Annotated in this window: 18 protein-coding genes; 14 read left to right on the top strand and 4 right to left on the bottom strand. The window is 66.8% G+C overall.

Annotated elements, in window-relative coordinates:
* Nucleotides 1–4: 4 nt before the first annotated feature.
* Nucleotides 5–880 carry a LysR family transcriptional regulator gene (locus A3CW_RS0100950; protein ID WP_028201887.1) on the bottom strand — a complete coding sequence of 292 codons (876 nt, stop codon included), beginning with the start codon at nt 878–880 and terminating at the stop codon, nt 5–7.
* Between the two features lie 138 nt (nt 881–1,018).
* Between A3CW_RS0100950 and A3CW_RS0100955 the strand changes: the two genes are divergently transcribed.
* The 3 genes from A3CW_RS0100955 to A3CW_RS54405 all read left to right on the top strand — a co-directional run bounded on the left by A3CW_RS0100955 (nt 1,019) and on the right by A3CW_RS54405 (nt 3,404).
* On the top strand, nt 1,019–2,341 hold the full coding sequence (locus tag A3CW_RS0100955) for an MFS transporter (protein ID WP_035512123.1): 1,323 nt from the start codon (nt 1,019–1,021) through the stop codon (nt 2,339–2,341).
* Between the two features lie 125 nt (nt 2,342–2,466).
* Nucleotides 2,467–3,084, top strand: coding sequence for a response regulator transcription factor (locus tag A3CW_RS50030; RefSeq protein WP_154677824.1), 618 nt, complete (start codon nt 2,467–2,469; stop codon nt 3,082–3,084).
* Nucleotides 3,085–3,221: 137 nt separating this feature from the next.
* Complete coding sequence (locus A3CW_RS54405; RefSeq protein ID WP_154677825.1) at nt 3,222–3,404, top strand: hypothetical protein; 183 nt, start codon at nt 3,222–3,224, stop codon at nt 3,402–3,404.
* A gap of 851 nt (nt 3,405–4,255) precedes the next feature.
* Here the strand turns inward: A3CW_RS54405 and A3CW_RS52170 are convergent.
* A complete protein-coding gene (locus A3CW_RS52170; protein WP_154677826.1) occupies nt 4,256–4,558 on the bottom strand; it encodes a hypothetical protein in 303 nt (100 codons plus the stop codon).
* Here A3CW_RS52170 and A3CW_RS44785 point away from each other — a divergent pair.
* Both A3CW_RS44785 and A3CW_RS0100980 read left to right on the top strand, forming a co-directional pair.
* Entirely contained in the window at nt 4,557–4,991 is a 435-nt protein-coding gene (locus tag A3CW_RS44785) for a CHRD domain-containing protein (protein WP_035512124.1), read from the top strand. The genes A3CW_RS52170 and A3CW_RS44785 overlap by 2 nt on opposite strands.
* 139 nt (nt 4,992–5,130) lie before the next feature.
* Complete coding sequence (locus tag A3CW_RS0100980; RefSeq protein ID WP_028201890.1) at nt 5,131–6,099, top strand: alpha/beta hydrolase; 969 nt, start codon at nt 5,131–5,133, stop codon at nt 6,097–6,099.
* Here A3CW_RS0100980 and A3CW_RS0100985 read toward each other — a convergent pair.
* On the bottom strand, nt 6,069–6,977 hold the full coding sequence (locus tag A3CW_RS0100985; RefSeq protein ID WP_028201891.1) for an EcsC family protein: 909 nt from the start codon (nt 6,975–6,977) through the stop codon (nt 6,069–6,071). The two genes, A3CW_RS0100980 and A3CW_RS0100985, sit on opposite strands and share 31 nt — an antisense overlap.
* A gap of 122 nt (nt 6,978–7,099) precedes the next feature.
* On the opposite strand from A3CW_RS0100985, the gene A3CW_RS0100990 reads away from it, so the two are divergent.
* Together A3CW_RS0100990 and A3CW_RS0100995 are read left to right on the top strand one after the other, a co-directional pair.
* A complete protein-coding gene (locus A3CW_RS0100990) occupies nt 7,100–8,695 on the top strand; it encodes an MDR family MFS transporter (RefSeq protein WP_028201892.1) in 1,596 nt (531 codons plus the stop codon).
* Between the two features lie 75 nt (nt 8,696–8,770).
* On the top strand, nt 8,771–9,247 hold the full coding sequence (locus tag A3CW_RS0100995; RefSeq protein WP_028201893.1) for a MarR family winged helix-turn-helix transcriptional regulator: 477 nt from the start codon (nt 8,771–8,773) through the stop codon (nt 9,245–9,247).
* A 23-nt stretch (nt 9,248–9,270) separates the two neighbouring features.
* Here A3CW_RS0100995 and A3CW_RS0101000 read toward each other — a convergent pair whose 3' ends face one another.
* Nucleotides 9,271–10,551, bottom strand: a complete 1,281-nt coding sequence (locus A3CW_RS0101000) for an amino acid deaminase (RefSeq protein ID WP_028201894.1) — start codon at nt 10,549–10,551, stop codon at nt 9,271–9,273.
* A gap of 127 nt (nt 10,552–10,678) precedes the next feature.
* Between A3CW_RS0101000 and A3CW_RS0101005 the strand changes: the two genes are divergently transcribed.
* The 7 genes from A3CW_RS0101005 to A3CW_RS0101035 all read left to right on the top strand — a co-directional run bounded on the left by A3CW_RS0101005 (nt 10,679) and on the right by A3CW_RS0101035 (nt 17,654).
* Nucleotides 10,679–11,611 (top strand): MurR/RpiR family transcriptional regulator, encoded by a 933-nt coding sequence (locus tag A3CW_RS0101005; RefSeq protein WP_028201895.1) that lies wholly within the window; start codon nt 10,679–10,681, stop codon nt 11,609–11,611.
* Nucleotides 11,612–11,633: 22 nt separating this feature from the next.
* Nucleotides 11,634–13,115 (top strand): N-acyl-D-amino-acid deacylase family protein, encoded by a 1,482-nt coding sequence (locus A3CW_RS0101010; protein WP_028201896.1) that lies wholly within the window; start codon nt 11,634–11,636, stop codon nt 13,113–13,115.
* A gap of 84 nt (nt 13,116–13,199) precedes the next feature.
* Entirely contained in the window at nt 13,200–13,589 is a 390-nt protein-coding gene (locus A3CW_RS0101015; protein WP_028201897.1) for a RidA family protein, read from the top strand.
* Between the two features lie 540 nt (nt 13,590–14,129).
* On the top strand, nt 14,130–15,077 hold the full coding sequence (locus A3CW_RS0101020) for an IclR family transcriptional regulator (RefSeq protein ID WP_028201898.1): 948 nt from the start codon (nt 14,130–14,132) through the stop codon (nt 15,075–15,077).
* On the top strand, nt 15,074–16,090 hold the full coding sequence (locus A3CW_RS0101025) for a 2-dehydro-3-deoxygalactonokinase (RefSeq protein WP_051481084.1): 1,017 nt from the start codon (nt 15,074–15,076) through the stop codon (nt 16,088–16,090). The genes A3CW_RS0101020 and A3CW_RS0101025 overlap by 4 nt, the downstream gene beginning before the upstream one ends.
* A gap of 110 nt (nt 16,091–16,200) precedes the next feature.
* Nucleotides 16,201–16,878, top strand: a complete 678-nt coding sequence (locus tag A3CW_RS0101030; RefSeq protein ID WP_028201900.1) for a 2-dehydro-3-deoxy-6-phosphogalactonate aldolase — start codon at nt 16,201–16,203, stop codon at nt 16,876–16,878.
* Nucleotides 16,875–17,654, top strand: a complete 780-nt coding sequence (locus A3CW_RS0101035; RefSeq protein WP_028201901.1) for an SDR family oxidoreductase — start codon at nt 16,875–16,877, stop codon at nt 17,652–17,654. Before A3CW_RS0101030 ends, A3CW_RS0101035 begins: the two co-directional genes overlap by 4 nt.
* Nucleotides 17,655–17,660 lie beyond the last annotated feature (6 nt).

Here is a 17,660-nt window from a genome sequence, read left to right on the forward strand (position 1 = left end):
CGCCTCAAACGAGCAGTTCCGCGAGCGCCGCGCGCGCGTTCGTCACGTGCGCGGACTCGCCTGGCCGGCCCGGCAGCAGATGAAATTCGGCCGCAGGCAGAGCGGGCAAGCCGAATGAGGTCGGGCAGGGCATCAGTCCTTCGCCGATCGACGACTCGTTCAGACACGAGATCCCCAGCCCCGCCTTGAGCGCGAGCTGCAGCCCGGCCACGCCCGAAGCCGAATGCGAAATCAGGTAAGGCATGCGCGCTTCGTCGAGCAACCTCACGACGCGGCGCTGCAACTGGCAGGTCGCCGGCAGCAGCACGAGGGGCCAGGGCGGGGTGAGCGCGGGCCGCTCGCGCAGCGTTTGCGTCGCGCCGACCCACACCAGTTTTTCGCGCCGTATCGACGTGCTCTTGTGCGTGCCGCGGCCTTCCTCCATCAGCCGCAGCGACAAGCCGATGTCGTAGGCGTTATCGTCGGCGCTGTTGTCGATCACGGCGCTCGGCAGCACGGTCACGTGCAGACGCAGGCGCGGATGCTGGTTCGCGAAGCGCCGGATGATTTCGGCGACGTCGTGCGGCCGGTAATAGTCCGTGATCGCAATGCGCACTTCGCCGTCGAGCGTGCGGCCGAGCATGTCGTCGAAGGCGGCGTCGCAAAGCGCGACGATGCGGCGCGCATGGTCGAGCAGCTTCGCGCCCGCGGGCGTGGCGGTCATGCCCTGCTTGCTGCGCACGAAAAGCGGCTGGCCGACGCGCTCCTCGAGCTTCTTGAGCTGCTCGCTCACCGACGACTGCGAGAGGAACACCCGCTCCGCACCCGCGGAGACACTGCCCGCCTCTGTCACGGCGATAAACGTGCGCAGCTGCGCGAGATCGAAACCGCGTGCATTCATTGATTCAGCTTGATCCGGTGCGCTTCATGCAATTTCATGATTCGGAAATTCCGAACATACGAATTGGAATTTCCCGCTTTTCCGATAGATGTTGCGCCTCTACGATGCCCTCAGTCAACCGCTTTTCTGGAGCTCATCATGGGACGCAGTACGACGCGGGGCGCGGCACACCGCTGGAAAGTGCTTGCGGTGGGCGTGGCGGCCAACGCCAGTTTTGCGGCAGCGCTCGGCGGCATTCCCGCAACGGGCGTGTTGATCCGCTCGGATTACCGCATCGGCACGGGCGAACTGGGCGTCGTGCTCGGCATGCTGGGACTTGGCATCGTGCTGAGCGAGCTTCCCTGGGGCCTCCTGACGGATCGCTGGGGCGACCGGCGCGTGCTGCTCACGGGGCTCTCCACCACAGCGCTCGCTCTCGTTGCGATGGCGCTCTGGGGCGCACCGGCGGGCGCGCACACGCCCAGCGCGACGACGCTCGCGGTTGGCCTGCTCGCGCTCGGCCTGCTTGGGGGAAGCGTGAACGGCTCGAGCGGGCGCGCGGTGATGGCGTGGTTCGCCAGCCACGAGCGCGGCCTTGCGATGAGCATCCGGCAAACCGCCGTGCCGGCCGGCGGCGGCCTTGGCGCACTCGTGCTGCCCGCGCTCGCCGAGCATGTAGGATTCGCGGCCGTGTACGGTGCACTCGCTGCGATGTGCGTGGTCTCCACCGTGCTCACGATCGTCTGGTTGCACGAACCCGCGCACGAACAGGACGCCGCGCATGCCCCTCTTGTCGCTCACGAAGCGCTCGCGCAGGCACACCGCGCCGTCTCGCCGCTGCGCAGCGTCACCGTGTGGCGCATGGTGACGGGCATTGGCGTGCTGTGCATTCCGCAAGTGGCCGTGCTCTCGTTCGCGAGCATTTTCCTGCATGACGTCGGCCATGCGGGTACGGCGGCAGTCAGCGCGACGCTTGCGGCGGTGCAGGGCGGCGCGGCCTTCATGCGTGTGTACGGCGGGCGTTGGACAGACCGGCACGGCGACCGGCGCATCTGGCTGCGCGGTTGCGCGGCGCTCACCGTCGCGCTGTTCGTTGTGCTTGCCGCGTTGACGGCTTTTGCCTCGCCAGCGCATCGCGCAAGCGCAGCGTTCGTCACGCTACTCGCCGCGGTAATCGTGCTTGGCGGTATCGCCGCTTCCGCCTGGCACGGCGTTGCCTTCACGGAACTCGCGACGCTCGCGGGCAACGGTCGGGTGGGAACTGCACTCGCCATGGGCAACACCGGCGCATTCGTTGCGTTCTTCGTCGCGCCTTCGGCGATCCCCCTGCTGTTGTCGTGGTTCGGGTGGCCGGCGGTGTGGGCGGCGGCCGCGCTTTGCGCCGCGCTGGCATGGCCCGCATTCGCGGCGCCGCGCGAGCGCAGCGACGCCGGGCGCACCGGCGGGAGTCGACAACGCGCTCGCGCGCGTGTCACGGCTTGACAGTGTGCGGCGCATCGCGCGCTCGATCTCGTTCTGATGGACCTCTACATGGTGTTTCCCGGCGAGTCGGACGGACCAGAGGCCATCCGCGCCTTTCGCGGCGGGTTCCCGCAAAGGCGCTGGTCGTGGTCACCATGGAAAGCGAGGCCTCCGTGCTGCGCAACACCGTCGAGATGGAGGTGGATGCGATGCTCAGCACGCGTGACCGTATCGACCTGATCCCGGTTGCGATCATGTCGGCGATGGCGCCCGAGCGATACGTCGGGCCGGTCGTGCCCGACCTGCTCACGGAAGCGGCGCACGTCGAGCGGCGTGAAGAGGTGCACCGCATTCTCGCGCGAAGAAAATTCGAGGTGAACACGCCCGATGCAACGGGACTCGGTGTGACGGAAATCGCAAGTCTGCTTGGGGCGCAGCGTCAAGACGACCAGCACAGCGCGCAAAAGTGCGCGGCGATGAAGAAGCTCGTGCTCAGCAACGATGTCGAGCTCGATCGCTTAGCGGTCGAATGCGGCGTGACGCAGGCGAGCAAACCTGAGCGGTTCTTCGCACGCGAGGTCTCGCATGCACACTATCCGCGTCGGTCGAGAAGACGCGCTTCGCACGGGCAAGCCGCTTCGGGTGATCATTGCCGCCGACCACGCGTGCATCCGGCCCGGCGCGGCCAACCGGCTGCTCGTAACAGAACGAGCCCTCCTCGTCGGCGAAGCCGGCAAGACGCTCGTGCTTGCCACGCAGCTTGATATGACCGACTGCGACGACACTTGCGGCGCCGGATCGCGAGCCGCAATGCGCTGTCGGACGCGGTCTCATCCTTGCTGCGGACGACCACCCAGTGAGTCAGGAGCTTATGCGCTTTCGACTCGCGTTGATCGGGTTCATGTACGACGTTGACGACGACGGTGCAGAGGCGCTCGAAGCGCTGGCCGAATACGAATACGGCCTGCCTGATGACCGGTTGCCATATGCCGAACGGAATGACATCACCGGCTTGCCGGTGCTGTGGGCGTGCTGCAGTACCCTGCGTTGCTCGCCGGGCTCGAGACGTTTCGAGGTCACATGAACAGTCACATTGCCGGGCAACTGCGTGAGGAGGGTTATGCGCTCATCCGCACTTGTCAGGCGATGCTGGTCGGAATCGAGCAGCAGGCGCCGCTGCTCGCTTGAATGATGTACATCAGGAAATCGACGGGCGCAGGGGGATAGAGGGCAAAAAGCGGGCGAAAAAAAACGCGGCCGAAGCCGCGTTCAAGCTTGGAGACCCTTCGATGAAGAGTCACTTCTCGCAGTTGGTAGCTTAGTCGCCGTGGGACGAGAAATCGAGATAATTTCAATCAATTAACTATTACAGGAAGTGCGGGTAATCGCGCTTGCTGTTGCGGTGTCGTGTCGGCGAAACCATTCGATGGTGAAATCTACGAGCGAGCGTGTTTTTGCCGCCGGGGTAGACGAGCGAGAGTTTGGGCGGTGTGGACACGAGGGGGATGGGCGCTGCGATGAAAACCATGAAGCTGGACGAGATGTACTGGCGCATGCCGGGACGAGAATTACCAATGCACGTCGAGCGAGCGGAATGGGAATCGTCCGAAGGATGCTTTATGCCGAATCGGTGGTGTTGTCTGACTGCAAAGTGCTAACGGGATACCGAATGGAATCATCGATAGAGAAAAAGTCCAGATAAGTCGTGAGCATTGAGTCACAAGCGTTTGAGGGTCTACCGTTGGTAGCATCCCATTAATTCGCAAAGGCTTTTGTCGAGATAGCGGGTGGTTCGTCAAAAGGTGGCGCCGATAAACTTCGCTATGCCAATCAAGGCAGTGTTGCATTCACGCACCTCGAAGGCGTCGGCATGTGGGGCGCAGGCCAGAACGCCGTGGGCCTGACGCAAGTCGGCTACACGTCGGACGGCGGTTCTTATCGAGCAAGAACCAGCGGATCGCCACGACGGGCTTTCGTCACCGGTTCCAGGAACTCGGTGGCGTCGTTCCCGGTGGCGATTGTCACAAACATCGCAACGGGAACGTGGAACACCGGATGGCAAAAAGGTAGTACCTGGGTTGAAAGGTGCCGCTTGCTGCGCCTTCTTTTTATTGCGTGCTGCTTACGCTGGGCCGACATCGGTGCAGCGGACGCGCCCAGCGGATTTGCTCTAGCATGTGAGAGCGCGGTTTTGCGCCTTCTGGTGCAGCGCGCCACAAAAAACAGGAGAAATTCCATGAATTTGCTTCGTCCGCTGCAGCTCGCTCTCGCTCTGTGCGTCCTCGCCTCCAGTGCCGCGTATGCCGACACCGTCGCGCTCAAGGCCGATCTCGAACCGTCCAGCGAAGTCCCGCCGCGCGTGAGCCAGGGCCACGGCATGCTCAACGCCACGTTCGACACGTCCACGAAAACGCTGAACTGGACGATCACCTACGAAGGCCTCTCCGGCCCGGCGGCGGCCGCGCACTTCCACGGCCCCGCGCCGGTCGGACAGAACGCTGGCGTGCAGGTACCGATTCCGAAGGGCGAACTGGCGAGTCCGATCAAGGGTTCCGCCACGCTCAACGAGCAGCAGGTCACCCAGTTGATGGGCGGCCAGTGGTATTTCAACATTCATACGGCGCAGAACCCGTCAGGCGAGATTCGCGGCCAGGTGCTGCCCGCCAATTGACCGGCGTTCGATCGTTCGCCTCCCCCGCCGTCCTGTGCGCGCCGCGCGTTCCCGCGATCGACGTCTGATTGCGGGACGCCGATCGACCGCCGCCGAGTGCTGGTTGAGGCCGGGTTGAGTGCTGCGGAGGGCTGAGCCGATGAGCTGGCAAAGCAGGCTGATCTGCAGGTTCTTGCGCCGCACTTTTCTGCCGCAAACGCGCAGGTCGATCAACGTCGCACGCGTGCGCATGCTGACGGCGAGACGCATCTGGACGCCGGGCGTGCCGAACGGCTGGCGCTTGCGCGAACAGTACGACGCCGCCGATATCCCGATGCGCGGTGAGTGGCTCATCCGCGAGCGCTCGCCCGCGCAGCGCACGCTCCTTTATCTGCACGGCGGCGGGTATTACTTCTGTTCGCCGCGCTCGCAGCGCGCGATTTCGTTTGGTCTGGGCAAGCGCGCTGGCGCCGACGTCTTCTCGCTCGACTATCGCCTCGCGCCCGAGCATCCGTTTCCCGCCGCGCTCGAGGACGCATTGGCCGCCTATCGCCATTTGCTGGCGAAAGGAACGCAGCCCGGCTCGATCGTGATTGGCGGCGATTCGGCGGGCGGCGGGCTGGCGCTTGCGACGCTCGTCGCCTTGCGCGACGCAGGCGACGCGCTCCCCGCTGGCGCCGTGCTCTTTTCACCGTGGACCGATCTGGCGGCGACGGGCGCTTCGATACGCGAGAACGACGGGCGCGATCCCATGTTCAGCGGCGAGGTATTCACGCGCATAGCGCCGTTCTACCTCGGCTCGGCCAGTGCGACCGATCCCTACGTGTCGCCGCTCTATGCCGACTTTCGCGGCTTGCCGCCGCTCAGCCTCTTCGTGGGCAGCTCCGAAACGCTACTCGACGATACGCGCCGCGTCGCCGAGCGCGCGCGCGCCGCCGGCGTGGCGGTGGAGTGCGAGATTGCCAGCGGCATGCCGCACATCTGGCCGATCTATGCGCCGTTCATGCCCGAAGCGCGTCGCACGCTCGACGTCGCCGCGAGCTTCGTGCGCCGCGTGACCCCTGTGCCAGTACGCGGCGACGAGAAACCGCAGCCGCCTCAATCGAGCGAGACGTCGATCGCGTCATAGGCCGCGTGCACGGCAGCTTCGCCGTAGCGGCGCTCGAGCCGGCGCACGGTGAAGTGCCCATGCGCCACTTGCTGGAAATGGTCGATGAACACGGTGTTCACCATGGCGCCGAGCACCGCGCCGATGGCCGGTATCGATTTCGCCGCGACCTGCTCGCTCACCTGCACGGAGAAGCGCGCGGCCACGGTCTGCATGAGCTTGAGGAGCGCAGTTGAGCCGTGGGCGGCGAAGCCCTTCGTCGCCATTTCCGACGACGCCGTCGATACCACCTTCGCGAGTGCGCCGCGCACGATGAAATAGCCGAAGTCGGCTTCGTCGTCGGCGGCCGAGCGGCCGCCCATGCCGAACACGGTCAGACATTGCAGCTGCGTGTCGGTGCTGGCCAGATTCTCGCCTTCGCTGCGTGCGATGTCGCAAATCGAGCGAAACATCAGCGTGGTCGTGACGGGCAGTTCGACCGGCAGCGCGAACAGGCCGAACGCGCCGCCCGCCGCGCCCGTGGTCGCCACCGCGAACTTGTGCAGCAGGTTGCTCGGCCTTGCTCGCTCGCGCGGTACGCTGCGTGTCCCATCTGCTCCCTGCGCGCCGTCGGCCGCGGTAAGCGCACCGGGCTTGCCGAGCGTCTTCAATGCGAGCTGCAGGCACTTGCGCAGCGCGGCTTGCGTCGCATCGGTCACTTTGTCGTTGGCCAGGCCGGGCAGCCGCGCGATCAGCTTTTCTACTGGCGCACCCACGATCGCCGCAAGCTTCATGCCGAGCGGCGGCGTTTCGAGCTGATGTTTGGCGTGCCGCAGCGCGTCGAGATCGGTCTCGGTGAAGGCAGCGGCGGCGACCGCTCGGGCCGGATGTGCGGCTGGGGGTTCGGTCGTGGGTTCCATTGCGCTCCCGGATTTTCAGCAACGACGGCGGGGCATCGCCGCCGTTCGACGCCCCAGTGTAGTGGATCGCGCCGTGCTATGATGATCAATCTTTGACGCGTCAATCGTTGCTGGATCAAAAAATGGCCGTTCATACCGCTGCCCAACATTCGAGCGGGCAGGTTCTGCCGTTCCGGGAGTCGCTGCTCGCGATGCTCGGCGTCTCGTTCGTGACGATGCTCGTCGCGCTCGACCAGACCGTCGTGGGCACCGCGCTGCCGACCATCGTCGCCGAACTACGCGGCTTCGAGCTTTACGCGTGGGTCGCCACGTCTTATCTGCTCACTTCGGTCATCACCGTCCCCATTTTCGGGCGGCTCGGCGACTATTACGGGCGCAAGCCGTTCGTGATCGCGTCGATCGTCGTCTTCACCGCCGCTTCCGTGCTGTGCGGCGCGGCCAACAGCATGCTGTTCCTCGTGATTGCGCGCGGGCTGCAAGGCATCGGCGGCGGCATGCTGGTCGGCACGGCGTTCGCCTGCATTCCCGACCTCTTCCCCGATTCGGTCGTGCGCCTGCGCTGGCAGGTGCTCATGAGTTCTGCGTTCGGTATCGCCAATGCGGTCGGGCCGTCGCTCGGCGGCTTTCTCACGCAGTACTACGGCTGGCGTTCCGTGTTTTACGTGAATCTGCCCGTCGGCCTGCTTTCGCTGTTTTTCGTCTGGAAGTATCTGCCGCATCTGCGACACGTCGCGCACGAGGCGCGCATGCGGCTCGACTGGCCAGGCGCGCTCCTCATCGCGGTCGCGCTCGGCAGCCTGCAGCTTTTCGTGGAGCGTCTGCCGGGCCACGGTCTCAGCGCTTCCGCCATCGGACTGCTCGCCCTCGCGCTGGCGGCCGGCTGGGCGCTCTGGCAATGGGAGCGGCGCTGCCCGCAGGCCATCCTGCCCGTCGACATGTTCCGCAACGCGAGCCTGAATGCGCTTTTCACGCTCGCCGTGCTGGGCGGTTTCACGATGTTTTCGCTGCTGTTTTACGCGCCGCTCCTGTTCCAGGGCGGCTTCGGCATGACGCCGAAGGAAGCGGGCGTCGTCATCACCCCGCTCGTGGTGTTCATCACGATCGGCAGTATCGCGAACGGGCGCATCGTCTCGCGCATCCGCAATCCGAACCTGATGCTCTACATCGGCTTCGCGATGCTCGCGGTGGCCTGCTTCGCCGTGGCGCTCGCCACGCGCAGCACGCCGCGCGGCCTGCTCATGGCGTTCATGATCGTGGCTGGCATCGGCCTTGGCTTCGTCATGCCGAACCTCACCGTGTTCGCGCAGCAGACTGCGGGGCGCGAGCATCTGGGCATCGCCACAGCGCTGTTGCAGTCGCTGCGGATGATCGGCGGCATGATCGGCACGGCGCTCACCGGCACGATGGTCACGCAGCTTTATTCGAGCGGCGTGCAACGCGCACTGGACGCCGATCACGCCACGCACTGGCTGCCGCAGCTCGCCGACCCGCAGATCCTCATCAATCGAGACGCGCAGGCTTCGCTGATCGCCGATCTGGCACACGCCGGGCATAATGGCGCGCCGCTGCTCGAAGCCGCGCGCGAGGCGCTAGTGGGCGCGATTCACCTGGGCATTGCCGTGGCGGCGGCGATCGCGGTGGTGTCGATCTGGCAAACCCGGCGCGTGCCGCCGGTCAAGCTGCAGCGCAAGGTGGAGCCCGTGATTCACGCGGATTGAGACGTTCCGCCCCTGGCGGGTACCGGCACGGACACCGGCAAACGCCCGGCAATCAAGCCGGCAGGAAAACAAAGCATGGAAATTCAGGATCGCATCGCCATCGTGCAGCAGTTCGGACGGACCTACCGGACGTTCATGTCGGCGTTCGAGGCGCAGGTCGGGCATCCGCTGCCGCGCTGGCGCATTCTGCTCGCACTTTACGAGCAGGACGGCGAGTCGTCGCAAAAGCGGCTCGTCGAGCGGCTGCGCGTGGACCCGGGCGCGCTCACGCGCCAATTGAAGGCGCTGGAGGCGCTCGGCTGGATCGCGCGCCGCGCCGACGAGCGCGACAACCGCATCACCAACGTGACGCTGACCGGCGCAGGCCGTGCCGTGACCGAAGAGGGCCTGCCGCGCCGCAACGCGTTCCTGAACGTGACGATGTCGCTGCCCGACGACGCGCTCGCGGCGCTATCAGGCGCGCTGGGGATGATGGAGGCGCGCATCGGCGAGGCGGCCACGGCGGCCGCTGCGCTCGCGCAGGCTCGGGAGGCCGAGCCCGAAGCGGGCTGAGCCTGCACCGACGCACGCCGCGCTCAGAAGAACGTCTCGATCACTTCCGTCACGCGATATTTCGCATCGACCATCAGCACCTGGCGCCACTTGTCGAACGTGAGGCAGGGGTGCGAGATGTCGAACGCGATCATGTCGCCGACCTCGAGGTCCGCGCCCGCCGGAATCTTCAGGTAGGCGTGCTGATCCATCATCTGGAACACTTCCCAGCCTTCGCTTGCCGCCACTTCGCGCGGCGCGCCGCCGTTCGCGGGGCGATAGTGGCGCGACGGCTCGGGAAAGCCCGCGTCGAACGCGGCGTCGCGCTTGCCGAAGCCGATGATGGCGCGGCCAGGCTCCGGAATCGACTGCACGTAGGCCCAGAGCTGCAGCGCGGGCAGGAGCGCCACGCCCATTTCGCGCGCCACGGGGTTGCGCGTGAGGATCTGCGACTGAGCCTGCTTGTAGACGCCCACGTCGTGCGTCACGTAGCAGCCGGGGCGCAGCACCACGTCGATCGTGCCTGCCTGCGTGGCGGGCGCGAATTCTTCCGCGACGATGTCGTACCAGGCCGAGCCCGCGCCCGAAAGCAGGGCGGGCGTGCGCGCGAAGCGGCCGGCGGCGGCCAGTTCCTGGGTGACGTTCAGCGCGTCGCGCAGGAAGGTGCGCACTTCGCTTTCTTCCTTGAGGATGCCCTCGTAGATTTCCACGCCCGCCAGCTTGAGCGAATCGGGATAGCGCGCGATCGCCGCGAGCACGGCGTTGCGCGTGTCGGTGTCGCGCACGCCCGTGCGGCCGCGCGGCACGCCCAGTTCGAGCAGCACTTGCAGCGTGCGGCCCGACGCGCGGAAGAACTCGCCCAGGTGCCCCACGCCCTCCACCGAATCGACGAGGCAGAAGAACTCGAAGCTCGCATCGCTGAGCAACTCGGCGATGATCGCCATGTTGCGGCGGCCCACGAGCTGGTTCGCCATCAGCACGCGCGAGATGCCGCCGCGGTAGGCGGCGCGCGTCTGGTGCGCCGTGGCGAGCGTGATGCCCCACGCGCCTGTTTCGATCTGGCGGCGAAAGAGCTGCGGCGCCATCGTCGTCTTGCCGTGCGGCGCGAGCTTCACGCCATAGCGCGTGACGAAGTCCTGCATCCACTTGAGGTTGTGCTCGACGCGGTCGGCATAAAGCACCGCAGCGGGCAGGCTCACGTCCTCTTCGAGTAAATTCCATTCGAGGCGCCCGGCGTCCCCGAGCGGCACGCTCGCGCCCGGTACGTTGCCAAGGCCCTTGCTGTTCGGGTCGATCGTTGCACTCTGATAGTTTGTAACTTTCATTTCCCTTCGCTCCATATGCTTCATGCGTCCCAGCTGCGCCGGAGTTCTACGAACCAGCGTTGACTCGGAGATAGTACACAAAGTAACATCGCTTCGTGAATTGTTATTTATTAACAGACTTCCTGCAATGAACACCGCCGCCGATCCGGCCCGCTTCGACATCGTCGCGCGTATTGCGCAAAGCGTGCCCGAATTGCGTCCGGCCGAGCGCGACGTGGCCGCGCTGATTCTCGACGACCTTGCCCGCGCCGCGCGCGCGAGCATCGGCGAGCTGGCGCAGCGCGCGGGCGTGAGCGTTGCCTCCGTTACGCGCTTTGCGAAGGCGGTGGGCTGCCACGACGTGCGCGAACTCAAGCTGAGGCTCGCCCAGGCGGCCGCCGTGGGCGACCGCTTCCTGCGCGGCGGGGCAGCCGGCGCTTCCGAAGGCGCGGGCAAGCCGCGCGCCGCTGACGCCAATGGCGAAGCCGAACCGCTCGCCACGCGCGTCTACGACGAAATTCACACGGCGCTCGCGCGCAACCACGAGCTGCTTTGCCAGGCGCCGTTAGCGCAGGCCGCCGCGACGCTGGCGCAGGCCCGCATGATCTACGTGTTCGGCATGGGCGGCGGCTCGAGCGCGCTCGCCGACGAAACGCGCTTTCGCCTCGTGCGCCTGGGCCGTCCGGTGGCTTCGTACCAGGACAGCTTGCTGCAGCGCATGGTGGCGAGCACGCTCTCGCCCGAAGACGTGGTCGTCGCGCTTTCCGTAACTGGGCGCGTGCCCGAACTCGTCGACGCGTGCCGCATCGCGCGCGATTACGGCGCGAAGCTCGTCGCGCTCACCGCGCCGGCTTCGCCGCTCGCCGCGCTCGCCGACTGGCTCGTGCCGATCGTCGCGAGCGAGACCGATTTCATCTACAAGCCGTCGTCGTCGCGTTACGCGATGATGATGGCACTCGACGTGCTCGTGACCGAACTGGCGCTCGCGCAACCCGAAGAAAGCCGCGAGTTGCTGCGCCGCATGAAGCACACGCTGGACGCGCATCGCGGCGGCGGCGAACGTCAGCCGCTCGGTGACTAAGAGCCATCCTGAGGAGACGCGTATGCATTCGCACCCCGAAGCCGCCGACACGCTGATCGTCGGCGCCATGCTTTACGACGGCACTGGCGCGCCGCCCGTCGAACGCGACGTGGCGCTGCGCGACGGACACATCGTCGCAATCGGCAACCTGTCGAACTGGCTCGCGGAAGAGGTGATCGAGGCCAATGGGCGCGCACTCGCGCCGGGTTTCATCGACGTCCATACGCACGACGATACGCACGTGATCCGCGCGCCGCAAATGCTGCCCAAGATCAGCCAGGGCGTGACGACGGTGGTGGTCGGCAACTGCGGGATCAGCGCGTCGCCGGTGACGCTCAAGGGCGATCCGCCGGACCCGATGAACCTGCTCGGCGAGCGCGACGCGTTCAGCTACCCGACTTTCTCTGCGTACGTCGACGCGGTCAACGCGGCGCGGCCCGCCGTGAACGTGGGCGCGCTGATCGGCCATACGGCGCTGCGCAACAATCACATGAACGACCTGAAGCGCGCCGCCACCGGCGACGAGATCGCGGCCATGCGCGCGCAACTCGAAGACGCGCTCGCGCACGGCGCGCTCGGCCTTTCCACGGGCCTCGCGTACGGTTCGGCGTTCGAGGCATCGACCGAAGAGGTCGCCTCGCTTGCCCAGCCGCTTGCCGCCGCCGGCGCGCTCTACACGACGCACATGCGCACGGAGTTCGACGCGATTCTCGAAGCGATGAACGAGGCGTACCACATCGGCCAGCATGCGCGCGTGCCGGTGGTGATTTCGCATCTGAAGTGCGCGGGCCCCTCCAACTGGGGGCGCAGCACGGAGGTGCTCGCGTCGCTCGAAAGCGCGCGCAAGTATCAGCCGGTCGGTTGCGACTGCTATCCGTATAGCCGCAGCTCTTCGACGCTGGATCTCAAGCAGGTGACGGGCGACATCGACATCACGATCACGTGGTCCACGCCGCACCCGGAGCAGGCAGGCAAGCTCATCAAGGACATCGCGGCCGAGTGGGGCGTGTCGCAGCAGGAAGCGGGCATGCGTCTGCAACCGGCGGGCGCCGTGTACCACAACATGTCCGAAGACGACGTGCGCCGCATTCTTTCGCATCCGGCCACCATGGTCGGTTCGGATGGACTGCCCAACGATCCGCTGCCGCATCCGCGCCTGTGGGGCGCGTTTCCGCGCGTGCTCGGGCACTACGCACGCGACGCGGCGTTGCTGCCGCTCGAAGAAGCGGTGCGCAAGATGACGGGCCTGTCGGCGCGGCGCTTCGGTCTTTCGCAGCGCGGTGAGGTGCATGTGGGCTGGCACGCCGACCTCGTGCTGTTCGACCCCGCCCGCGTGCGCGACGCGGCGACGTTCGAGAAGCCGCAGCAGGTGGCGGAGGGCATCGACGCGGTGTGGGTGAACGGCGTGCTTTCGTACCGCGACGGGCAGCCCACGGGCGAGCGCGCGGGCCATTTCGTCGCGCGCGGCAAACGCGAGGCGCAGGCCGAGGCGACGGCCTTTTAAGCAGGCTTTATCTATCGAATTCTGACCCCCGGCGCGTGTGGCCCAAAAAGCCGCGCGCGCCGCACGATCTCAAAGGAGCAAACGATGAAACGAATTGGAGCGGAAGGCGGCAAGGGCCAGGGCGGACAACATCTGCCGTTCGCGCGCGCCGTGGAAGCCGACGGCTGGCTGTACGTCTCGGGCCAAACGCCGATGGAAGGCGGGGAGGTGATCAACGGCGGTATCGTCGAGCAGTCGCACAAGGCCATCCAGAATCTTTTCGCGATCCTGAAGGAAGCGGGCTATGGCGCGGAGCACGTGGTGCGCTGCGGCGTGTGGCTCGACGACGCGCGCGACTTCACCTCGTTCAACAAGGTGTTCCGCGAGTACTTCGGCGAGCATCCGCCGGCACGCGCCTGCGTGCAGTCGAGCATGGTGGTGGACTGCAAGGTTGAAGTCGACTGCGTGGCTTACAAGGCGCCGGCCGGGAAGTAAGGGCGCGCCCTCTGGCGATACGCGAAAGCCTCATAGAGTGTGGCGCAAAACGGTTGTCGGAGTCATCCGGCAGCCGTTTTTTCTTGCGTGCTGCCGTCGCACTGGGTGGCGGCGGTAATGCGAAGCTTGACCTTCATGCCGGCGGGGCATCACTGCGTCCATTTCTGTCCCTCATTAGCCATTCGGCAGACGGCACCCATGTTCGTCGATTTTCCCAATATATGAGCGACCCAATCACATATTGGAGAACTCGAAAAAACCTGCCTACAATCCAGTCCATCCGATAAGCCGCGACTGCATCGCTCGGCAAACATCGTCGGCAGACCCAGATAAATCCGGCGCACGCGCAAGACGCGGAGCGAACCGGACCGCAAAGGAGACGTTCGCCATGCTTCAGCCAGCGCTTTGCGCGGCCACGCGCCGCCCGCCGCTACCTGTCCGAGTTCCGGCCGCCCACGCGCCGGGCCGTCTCCCGAAGCACGGTTCGCGCGCCGCCTGACGGCACGCGCCTTTCGATCGTCTCCTTTCGTCGCCCTCGCCATGAACAAAGCGATGTCCTCCACACTCGCCGCGAATCTCCCCGACGAGGCCGCGCCCGTGCAAAACGCCGCGGCAACCTCCGCGCAAGCGCAGCCCAAAGCCCGCCCCGCCGCCGATGAAATCGGCGTCGCGAGCACGTTGCTCGACGGCTCGATGCAGCAGGCCGGCACCCAGACGCTCCTGCGCGGCCTCGCGATCCTCGAAGCGGCCGCCGCCGGCGTGCGCGACCTGCGCTCGTTCGGCGCGGTGCTCGGCACGACGCGCAGCACCACGCACCGTCTCGTTTCGAGCCTCGTGCAGGCGCGCTACCTGCGCCAGGTGCAGGGCGGCTACCTGCTCGGGCCGAAGCTCATCGAACTCGGCACCATCGCGCTCGAGCAGATGCCGCTCACGGCCGTTGCGCGGCCGCATCTGCAGGCGCTCGCCGACGAAACGCTCGACACGATCCACCTCGGCGTGCGCGACGGCGACGACGTGCTGTACATCGACAAGATTCCCGGCCAGCGAGGCCTCGAAATGCGCTCGCGCGTGGGGCACCGCATGCCGCTCGCGTCCACGGGCATCGGCAAGGCGATGATGCTCGACCTCGCGCCGCAATCGTGGCGCGACCTGTTCGACGCGTCGCGCCGAACGCTCGCGGGCGTGAGCTTTCGTCCCGATCACAGCCTCGAACCCGATACCTTCCTCAAGCGCATGGCGACTTACTCGGCGGGCGGGTACACGTTCGATCTGGAGGAGAACGAAATTTCGATCCGCTGCGTGGCGGCGCCGGTGCGCGACGCTTCCGGCGCGATCGTGGCGGCGCTTTCGGTGGCGAGCACGATTCCCTACATGCCGCTCGAGCGCATGGACGAACTGATTCCAGTCGTGCAGCGTGAGGCGCGCGCAATTTCGCAGGAACTGGGCTGGCGTGCGCCGCAGCCCACCACGCGCAGGATTCGTCGATGAAAGCACGCGAGAAGCCTGTAAGCGGCGCGGCCACCGACGCTGCGACCGCTCGCGAAGCCGCGCTCATCGCGCTCGACTGGGGCACGACTTCGCTGCGCGCGTATCTGTTCGACGCGGCGGGCAAGGTGATCGCCACGCGTGTTTCGACGGCGGGGATCATGAACCTGCCCGTGCCCGCCGAAGAAGGCGGGTTCGACGCCGCCTTCGACGAAGCGTGCGGCGTGTGGCTCGCGCAAACGCCCTCGCTACCGGTGCTGGCCGCGGGGATGGTCGGCAGCGCCCAGGGCTGGGTGCAGGCGCCTTACGTCGAAACGCCCGCGAGCGCCCAGGCGCTGGTGGCCGGCATCGTGCGCGTGCGCGCCGCGTGCGGCGCCGAAGTCGCCGTGGTGCCGGGCGTGCTCGAGCCGGGTGCGTTGCCTAACGTGATGCGTGGCGAGGAAACGCAAATTTTTGGCGCGCTTGGGGCATCGGGCGACGAAGCCGAGCCCCAAACGGCGCTCGTCGGACTGCCCGGCACGCACGCGAAATGGGTGGTGGTGGAGGGCGAGCGCATTGCGCGCTTCTATACCTTCATGACGGGCGAGGTCTACGCGGCGCTGTGCGCGCATACGATCCTCGGCCGCACGATGAAGCATCCCGTCGAGCCAGACACCGCAGCGTTCCTGCGCGGCGTGGGCGTGGCGCGCGAGCAGGGCTGCGTGGGACTGCTGGCCACCGCGTTCAGCACGCGCACACTCGGCCTCACGGCCCAGCTCGCCGCCGACGAGCAGCCCGACTATCTCTCGGGCCTCGTGATCGGGCACGAGCTGGCGGGCCTCGAAGCGGCGCTGTCGCGGCGCGACGTGGCGCTCGCCGGCTGCGCGCCGCAGCTGATCGGCGCCGAGGCGTTATGCGAGCGTTACCGCATGGCGCTTGCCGCATTCGGATGCAGCGGCGCGCATCTCGTGCGTCAGGCGACCGAACACGGGCTTTGGCGCATCGCCGTGCAGGCCGGGCTCGTCACGCCGCGCTAAACGCGTGCCGATGAATCGAACCCGCCGCGAACCCGCTGCAAATGCGCTGCAAATGCGCTGCAAATGCGCTGAACCGAACCTGACACGAAGCCAAGCAACAGGAAGCCGACATGGAACCCGAACTGAATCTGCCCGCCCCGTACACGCCACACGCCGGCTTCGTCGCCGCGTTCGGCGCGTGCGGCATGGTCGCGATCGTGCGCGGCATCAAGCCCGCCGAGGCCGCCGAGCATGGCCGCGCGCTCTACGACGCGGGCTTCCGGATGATCGAGGTGCCGCTCAATTCGCCGCAGCCGCTCGACAGCATCGCGGCATTGCGCCAGGCGCTGCCCGACGACGCGCTGATCGGCGCGGGCACCGTACTCACCACTGAGCGCGTGCGCGACGTGCGCGAAGCGGGTGGCGAACTGATCGTGATGCCGCACGCCGACACCGACGTGATCCTCGCCGCCAAGCTCCAGGGCCTCGCGTGCGTGCCCGGCGTCGCCACGCCGACCGAAGCGTTCGCGGCGCTCAAGCACGGCGCCGACGCGCTCAAGATGTTCCCCGCCGAGCAGCTCGGCCCGGCCGTAACGAAGGCATGGCGCGCCGTGATTCCGCCGATCGTGCCCCTGCTGCCCGTGGGCGGTGTGAAGCCGGACAACATGGGCCCGCAGCTGGCCGCGGGCGCGAGCGGCTTCGGCCTCGGCTCCGCGCTCTACAAGCCGGGCCAGGACGCGGCGGCCACGCGTGCGAACGCGCTGGCCTTCATCGAAGGCTGGAAAGCTGTGCAAGGAGCGCAGAAGTGAATCGCCTCGCGGGCAAGGTCGCGCTCGTAACCGGCGCCGGACGCGGCATCGGCGCGGCGATCGCGCGCGCGTTCGCGGCCGAGGGCGCCGCCGTCGTGCTCGCGGAACTGGATGGCGCGACGGCCGTTGCGACGGCGCGCGAGATTGCGAACGGATGCGAAGGCGCGCGAACCCTCGCCGTGCAAACCGACGTGACGCAGTCCGCCTCGCTGCGCGCCGCCGTGGAAGAAGCGCAACGTGCCTTCGGCCCGGTCGACGTGCTCGTGAACAATGCCGGCATCAACGTGTTCGCCGACCCGCTCACGATGACCGACGACGACTGGCGCCGCTGCTTCGCCGTCGATCTGGACGGCGTGTGGAACGGCTGCCGCGCCGTGCTGCCGGGCATGGTGGAGCGCCGCGCGGGCAGCATCATCAACATCGCCTCGACGCACGCATTCCAGATCATTCCGGGCTGCTTCCCGTACCCGGTGGCGAAGCACGGCGTGATCGGGCTCACGCGTGCGCTCGGCATCGAGTACGCGCCGAAGAACGTGCGCGTGAACGCCATCGCGCCGGGTTACATCGAAACGCAGCTCACGCACGACTGGTGGAACGCGCAGCCCGACCCGGAAGCGGCGCGCAAGGCCACGCTCGAGTTGCCGCCGATGAAACGCATCGGCCGCCCGGAGGAAGTCGCGATGACGGCGGTGTTCCTCGCCTCGGACGAAGCGCCGTTCATCAACGCGAGCTGTATCACGATAGATGGCGGCCGCACGGCGCTCCATCACGAATGAGGGCGT

Origin of the sequence: Paraburkholderia nodosa DSM 21604 (genome assembly GCF_000519185.1) — a bacterium.
In the GTDB taxonomy this organism is placed as follows: domain Bacteria; phylum Pseudomonadota; class Gammaproteobacteria; order Burkholderiales; family Burkholderiaceae; genus Paraburkholderia; species Paraburkholderia nodosa.